General features: G+C 60.8%; 8 protein-coding genes. 5 read left to right on the top strand and 3 right to left on the bottom strand.

Going from position 1 to position 6,400, the window contains the following annotated elements:
• Window positions 1–337: 337 nt before the first annotated feature.
• Genes ACM62R_RS12345 through ACM62R_RS12330 form a run of 4 tightly spaced genes read left to right on the top strand, consistent with a single transcriptional unit; the run spans window position 338 to window position 3,297 of the window.
• On the top strand, window positions 338–781 hold the full coding sequence (locus tag ACM62R_RS12345; protein WP_415184354.1) for a MaoC family dehydratase: 444 nt from the start codon (window positions 338–340) through the stop codon (window positions 779–781).
• Window positions 782–817: 36 nt separating this feature from the next.
• The gene (locus tag ACM62R_RS12340) at window positions 818–1,744 is read left to right on the top strand and encodes a bifunctional riboflavin kinase/FAD synthetase (RefSeq protein WP_415184353.1); all 927 of its coding nucleotides are present in this window, start codon (window positions 818–820) and stop codon (window positions 1,742–1,744) included.
• A gap of 39 nt (window positions 1,745–1,783) precedes the next feature.
• Window positions 1,784–2,245 (top strand): YcgN family cysteine cluster protein, encoded by a 462-nt coding sequence (locus tag ACM62R_RS12335; RefSeq protein WP_415184352.1) that lies wholly within the window; start codon window positions 1,784–1,786, stop codon window positions 2,243–2,245.
• Window positions 2,242–3,297: a threonine aldolase family protein gene (locus ACM62R_RS12330; protein WP_415184351.1), complete on the top strand. Its 1,056-nt coding sequence runs from the start codon at window positions 2,242–2,244 to the stop codon at window positions 3,295–3,297. The genes ACM62R_RS12335 and ACM62R_RS12330 overlap by 4 nt, the downstream gene beginning before the upstream one ends.
• Window position 3,298: 1 nt before the next feature.
• Here ACM62R_RS12330 and ACM62R_RS12325 read toward each other — a convergent pair whose 3' ends face one another.
• Together ACM62R_RS12325 and ACM62R_RS12320 are read right to left on the bottom strand one after the other, a co-directional pair.
• The gene (locus tag ACM62R_RS12325; protein ID WP_415184350.1) at window positions 3,299–4,099 is read right to left on the bottom strand and encodes an alpha/beta fold hydrolase; all 801 of its coding nucleotides are present in this window, start codon (window positions 4,097–4,099) and stop codon (window positions 3,299–3,301) included.
• Window positions 4,099–4,710, bottom strand: coding sequence for a 2-hydroxychromene-2-carboxylate isomerase (locus tag ACM62R_RS12320; RefSeq protein ID WP_415184349.1), 612 nt, complete (start codon window positions 4,708–4,710; stop codon window positions 4,099–4,101). Before ACM62R_RS12320 ends, ACM62R_RS12325 begins: the two co-directional genes overlap by 1 nt.
• A gap of 113 nt (window positions 4,711–4,823) precedes the next feature.
• Between ACM62R_RS12320 and ACM62R_RS12315 the strand changes: the two genes are divergently transcribed.
• Window positions 4,824–5,843 (top strand): ribose-phosphate pyrophosphokinase, encoded by a 1,020-nt coding sequence (locus tag ACM62R_RS12315; protein WP_415184348.1) that lies wholly within the window; start codon window positions 4,824–4,826, stop codon window positions 5,841–5,843.
• Here the strand turns inward: ACM62R_RS12315 and ACM62R_RS12310 are convergent, their stop codons facing one another.
• Window positions 5,844–6,293, bottom strand: a complete 450-nt coding sequence (locus ACM62R_RS12310; protein WP_415184347.1) for an NUDIX domain-containing protein — start codon at window positions 6,291–6,293, stop codon at window positions 5,844–5,846.
• Window positions 6,294–6,400 lie beyond the last annotated feature (107 nt).

The raw sequence follows: 6,400 nt of genomic DNA, 5'->3' as shown, positions 1-6,400 counted from the left end.
CGCTGACCCCGCATAAGACACGTCGTTAACGACGTAGTTAAACACGTGTCTTAGACCATCGCCCCAGCGTCAGGCAGGCGGTGCCAATGGCGCGGTTACCGGGGCTGGAAAGGAATGTTGGCTGCAGTGCGGCCAACAGAAGCGATTATTTCAACATTTAGCGTCAGGGGTTGGGGCAGACAGCCCCCCTTCTCGGTTTTCACGCGGTTAAGACGACTCGCAATTAAATTACCAAATACTAGCGCTAATTGATGATAAATTACCCAACCCCTTGCGCGATGAAACCCTACCGGCTATGCTGCGCTGCAACATAAACCGGGTCCGGGACCTCAGGATAATGCGCGACAACACACCACGCGGCACGATCTGCATCGAAGATCTCGAAATCGGGATGATCCGTTATCTGCGCAAGGAAATCACCGACCGCGACATCGAACTTTTTGCCGAGATATCAACCGACCATAACCCCGTCCACCTTGATGAAGCCTATGCGCAAGATACCATTTTCGCAGGACGGATCGCACACGGCATGCTGACTGCCGGGCTGATTTCGGCGGTGATCGGTGAACAGCTTCCCGGTCATGGCACCGTCTATCTGGGGCAAACGTTGAAATTCATGGCGCCCGTCCGTCCCGGCGATGTGGTCTACGCCGAGGTCAAGGTTGCCGCCATTGATCATACCCGCCGACGGGTCACGCTTGAAACTCACTGCGCGGTGGGCAATACGGTGGTCTTGAAAGGTGAGGCGCTGGTTCTGGCGCCCAGCCGTAAATTCGACTGACCGGGCGGGCCATCCCGCCAGACTTACGCGGGGACCATGCAGATATTCACCCACTGGCAGGGGCTTGGCAAAGCCGCGCAAGGCGCCTCGATTGCGATGGGCAATTTTGATGGCGTGCATCTTGGCCATCGTTCGGTAATTGGCCTTGCGGCGGCTGAAACGGCGCCTTTGGGCGTCGTGACATTTGAACCTCATCCGCGCGAGTATTTTGCCCCCAAGGCCCCCGCGTTTCGGTTGATGAATGCCCAGGCACGGGCACATCGTATGCAAAAGCTAGGCGTGGCGATGCTTTACGAATTGCCCTTTGGTCCTGACCTCGCAGGGATGTCGGCCGAGAGTTTTGCCCGCGATGTGCTTTGGCAGGGGTTGGGTGTTGCCCATGTGACCGTTGGCGCCGATTTCCGCTATGGCAAGGATCGTAAGGGTAGCGCCGAAATGCTGCGTGAATTCGGCGCGCTCTACGGCTTTGGCGTCACCATTGCGCCGCTGCTGCAGGTCGGCGGGTTGGAGATATCCTCGACGGCTATTCGTGAGGCGCTGGCCGACGGCCGTGCGCGCGATGCGGCCGCGATGCTTGGGCATTGGCACCGGATCGAGGGTGAGGTGATTCACGGTGAAAAACGGGGCCGCGCCTTGGGGTTTCCCACCGCCAATATGGGTGTGCAGGGGCTGCACCTGCCCAAACAAGGGGTCTACGCGGTCAAGGTCGATGTGCTGACCGGCCCGCAGGCCGGCAGTTACGCCGGGGCGGCAAGCCTGGGCGTGCGGCCGATGTTTGGCGAAAACCAACCCAATCTTGAAACCCTTCTCTTTGATTTTGAAGGCGATCTTTATGGCAAACACTTATCGGTAGCCTTTGTTGATTACCTTCGCCCAGAGTTGAAGTTTGATGGCCTGCCTGCATTGATGGCGCAGATGGCCAAGGATTGTACCGATGCGCGTGCGGTTTTGGCGGCACTGTAACCCCTTTCCATTTCGCCCTGCTTGCGGCAGGTTGCGGCAATGAAAAAACCACCCCCGACTCTGCGCCCCGAATTCTGGACGTTGCCGCTAGCGACGCTGACCCCGACCGAATGGGAGGCGCTTTGTGATGGTTGCGGTAAATGCTGTCTGAACAAGATCGAATATGAAGACACTGGCGAGGTTGAATTTACCCGCGTTGCCTGCCGCCTGCTGGATGGCGATACATGCCGCTGCACAAATTACGAGAACCGTCACCAATATGTGCCCGAATGTGTGCGCCTGTCGCCCAAGAATATAGCCGATATCGCCTATTGGATGCCCGCAACATGTGCCTACCGGTTGCGGTTTGATGGAAAACCGCTGTTCGACTGGCACCCACTGATTTCCGGCGACCCGGAATCGGTGCATCGGGCGGGGGTCTCGGTCCGGGGCTGGACAGTGTCCGAAGCCGAGATCGGGGAAGAAGATTGGGAAGACTACACGATTGAGGATCTGTCATGAATTTTGCGTCCGACAACAGCTCTGCCGCCGCCCCCGAAATCATGGCGGCACTTGCCGCTGCCAATACCGGTTTTGCGATGCCCTACGGCAGCGATCCGATCATGGCGCGGGTGCGTGCCCAGCTGCGCGATCTGTTTGAGGCCCCGAAGGCGGCGGTCTATCTGGTGGCGACCGGCACCGCAGCCAATGCGCTGTCATGCGCCGTGCTGACCCAGCCATGGGGCGCAATCTTTTGCCACCGCAACGCGCATATCGAAGAGGACGAATGCGGCGCGCCTGAGTTTTATACCGGCGGCGCCAAACTGGTGCTGATCGAGGGCGCGCATGCAAAGATGGATTCGGAAAATCTGCGCGCGGCGATTGCCCATTCCGCAAGGGCTGGGGTGCACAACGTGCAGCGCGGCATGGTCTCGATCACCAATGCGACGGAAAATGGCACTGTTTACAACGCGTCAGAGGTGGCGTCGCTGACGGCTGTCGCGCGTGAGTTTGGGCTTCCGGTGCATATGGATGGTGCGCGTTTCGCCAATGCGCTGGTGACGGCGGGGTGCAGCCCTGCTGAAATGACGTGGAAAGCCGGGGTTGATGTGCTGTCATTCGGGGGCACGAAAAACGGTTGTATGGGCGTTGAGGCGGTGATCATCTTCGACCCCGCCAAAGCGTGGGAGTTTGAGCTGCGCCGCAAACGGGGCGGGCATCTGTTTTCCAAGCATCGTTTTTTGGCCGCTCAGATGGAGGCTTATCTGGCCGATGGTCTGTGGCTTGATCTGGCCCGGCGCGCAAATCACGCGGCGGCGCGGCTTTCGGCGGGTATCGCGGCCCTGCCGGGCGCTGGCCTGACCCACCCGGCCGAGGGCAATACCGTCTTTGCCCATTGGCCGCGCGCCGGGCACAAGCGGGCCCATGATGCGGGGGCCGCCTACTATTTCTGGCCGTTTGATCAGTCGCTAGAGGGGCCGCAAGATGCGCCGTTGTCGGCCCGTCTGGTCTGTAGCTGGTCTACGACCGATGCGGATGTGGACCAGTTTCTGGCCCTGATCAGCCCAGCCTGACCTACTGCGCCCGTTCCAGATTCACGGCGATCAACCCGGCTACCTGTGCGGGGTGGGTTGCGGGCAGCATATGCCCCGCCCCCGGCACGCGGGCAACGCCGACATCGGGCAGGCGCGCGGCAATAGCCTTGGTGATCATATGAATGATCGGCGGGCTTTTGGCCCCTTCAATCAGCATCACCGGCGCGTCGATCATCTCTAACCCGCCGTCGCGCAGGATCTGCCCCGGATCGGTGGCGTTGGCGTGACCTGCGGCAGCGATCAACTGGATCTGGCGGATCATTGTCGCGCGGACGGGGGCAGGAAGGGTGTCCCAGGGTTGGCCCGCACCCCAACGGCTGACAAACTCGCGGGTGGCGGCCTCGTGCTGGCCGGCGTCCAGCAGGGCGTAAAATCGTGCCTCATCGGCGGTATAGGCTGCCCATTCGTCAGTGCCTTTGGCCGCGACAAACAAGACCGGCTCGATCAGGGTCAGGGTGCGAATAGCCTCGGGGGCGGCGACGGCAAGACGCAGGGCGACGGTTGCGCCAAAAGAGTGGCCGATCAGATCCAGCGGGCGGTCAATAAAGCTGGCCGCGATCTGGGCGCTGAGCTTTTGGTAGTCTGTTGCGCCGTCGTAGGGGCCGCTTTGGCCGTGGCCGGGCAGATCGAATGCGGTCAGCGTAAGGTCTGGCAGGGCGGCGGCAATAGGTGCCCAGATCCCCGAGTGGGCAAGTGAGGGATGAATTGCCAGTGCGGGCCGGGGGCCGCTGCCAAAGACCTGCCAGAAGGTGGGTTGGCCTGCCCGGATACCTTTGGGCATCAAAGGCGCCCCAGATGGGCATCAAGGAAATCCAACCGATCCTGCCCCCAGAACCGCTGATCCGTATCGCGCACAATATAGAAGGGTGCGCCGAATACGCCGCGCTCAACCGCCTCTTCAAGATTGCGGGTGTAGGTTTCAGCGCCGATGAACAGCCCCGAATCCGCCAGCCCCGCATCAAAGCCATTTGCGACAAGCTGCGCATGGATGACGTTATCATCAGCGATATTGACCCCTTCGGCCCAGACGGCGCGGGTAAAGCCGTGTACCAGCCCGCCCAGATCGCCCGCCGCGCCCTTTTCCTGCGCCGCTTGTGCTGCGATGATCGCATAGGATGCAGGGGCGGGGTTGGTGGGAAAGAACGCCGGCTTCAAGGTCAGATCCATGCCCAGATGCGCCGACCATCGGGCCAGTTCCTGCGCGCGATAAGCCAGCCGGCTGGGGTGCCGGTCTTCGGGCCGGGTGCCGCCGGTGCGCCCTGCAAGCGCCAAAAGATCGCAGGGTTTGTAGGTGATTGTTGCGCCGTGCCGGGCGGCAATTTCTTCCAACCGATGGCCTGCCAGATAGGTCCATGACGAAATTGGGGTAAAAAAGTAGTCGATTTGGGCCATTGGTCCGCATCCTTGCGCGTGTGAGGTTTGCGGGCAGGCTAGCCCGGTGCTAAGCGGGGTGCAATCGAGCGAATCCGCCGGGGCTGCCTCCCGGTGCTGCCAAGGATGCCCCAATGCCAGCCATGACCGAACCTAAACTGATCTCCGGTAACGCGAACCGCACGCTTGCCAATTCCATCGCGCGGCGCATGTCGATGCACCGAGGCATGAATGTCGGGCTGGTTGACGCGCGGGTTGAGCGGTTCAATGACCAGGAAATATTCGTTGAGGTTTTCGAAAATGTCCGCGGCGAGGATATGTATATCATCCAGCCAACCTCGAATCCGGCGAATGACAACCTGATGGAACTGCTGATCATGGTCGATGCGCTGCGGCGGTCATCGGCAAGCCGGATTACGGCGGTGATCCCGTATTTCGGCTATGCCCGCCAGGACCGCCGCGCCAAGGCCCGTACGCCAATCTCGGCAAAGCTGGTGGCGAACCTTTTGACCGAGGCCGGGGTGGACCGGGTTTTGACGCTGGATTTGCACGCGGCGCAGATTCAGGGGTTTTTCGATATTCCGGTGGACAACCTTTATGCCGCACCAATTTTTGCGCTGGATATTGAGCATCACTTCAAAGGCAAGCTGGACGACGTGATGGTGATCTCGCCTGACGTTGGCGGCGTGGCGCGGGCGCGCGATCTGGCCAAGCGCATTGGCTGCCCGCTGGCAATTGTAGACAAACGGCGCGAGAAGGCCGGTGAGATTGCCGAAATGATAGTTATCGGCGATGTGTCGGGTAAGGCCTGTATCATCGTTGACGATATCTGCGATACCGCCGGAACGCTGTGCAAGGCCGCCGAAGTGCTGGTGCAAAGCGGCGCGACCGAGGTGCATAGCTACATCACCCACGGTGTCCTTTCGGGCCCCGCAGTCGAGCGGGTCAGCAACTCGGTAATGAAATCACTGGTCATCACCGATTCGATCGAGGCGACCGCGGCGACAAAAAAGGCTGCCAATATCCGCATCGTGCCGACCGCGCCGCTGTTTGCTCAGGCAATCATGAATATCTGGAACGGCACCTCTGTGTCGTCGCTGTTTGATGCGGAAATGTTGAGTCCGATCTATGAGGGGCTGTATTCGCGCAGCTGATCAGCGCACGATTACCTCCAGCGGATCATAAAGAATTGCGCCCGTGGCCCCCCAGGCTGCGGGCGCAAGGCTGTCAGGTTTATGGCGCAGTAGCGCCAATTCGGGGCGGGTGACGAAACGGCGCTGTGTCACAATGCCCTCGGGGTCGGTCCATGTGTCGGGGATTGGGCCCGTCAGAGTGCAGCGAAAGTAGATATCGACCTGATGATACCCCGAGGCGGGGTCGTGAAATTCGTTGACCAGCGCCGGGGCACCCACGGTGATGGCGATGCCGGTTTCCTCATGGACTTCGCGGATCAGGTTTTCAGGTAGCGAGGTCCCTCCGTTCACCCCGCCGCCGGGGGCACACCACAGATCCGCGAGACCTTCGGGATAGGCGTTCACGATCAGCAGCCGATCCTGATGCAGAATCAGCGCGCGGGTGGCAAGGCGAGGGGGGCGCGGTTTCATGGCGTGCAAGGTGCTGCAATTGCGGCTGGCAGACAAGGGGGGGGCCGACGCTGGGGGCTGTCTGCCCCCGCCGCCCCGTACCGGTGCGGCCCCCCCGAGAGTATTTT

This window comes from Phaeovulum sp. (assembly GCF_047638075.1).
Taxonomy (GTDB): domain Bacteria; phylum Pseudomonadota; class Alphaproteobacteria; order Rhodobacterales; family Rhodobacteraceae; genus UBA6197.
This window is presented reverse-complemented; position numbering and strand designations above follow the sequence as displayed.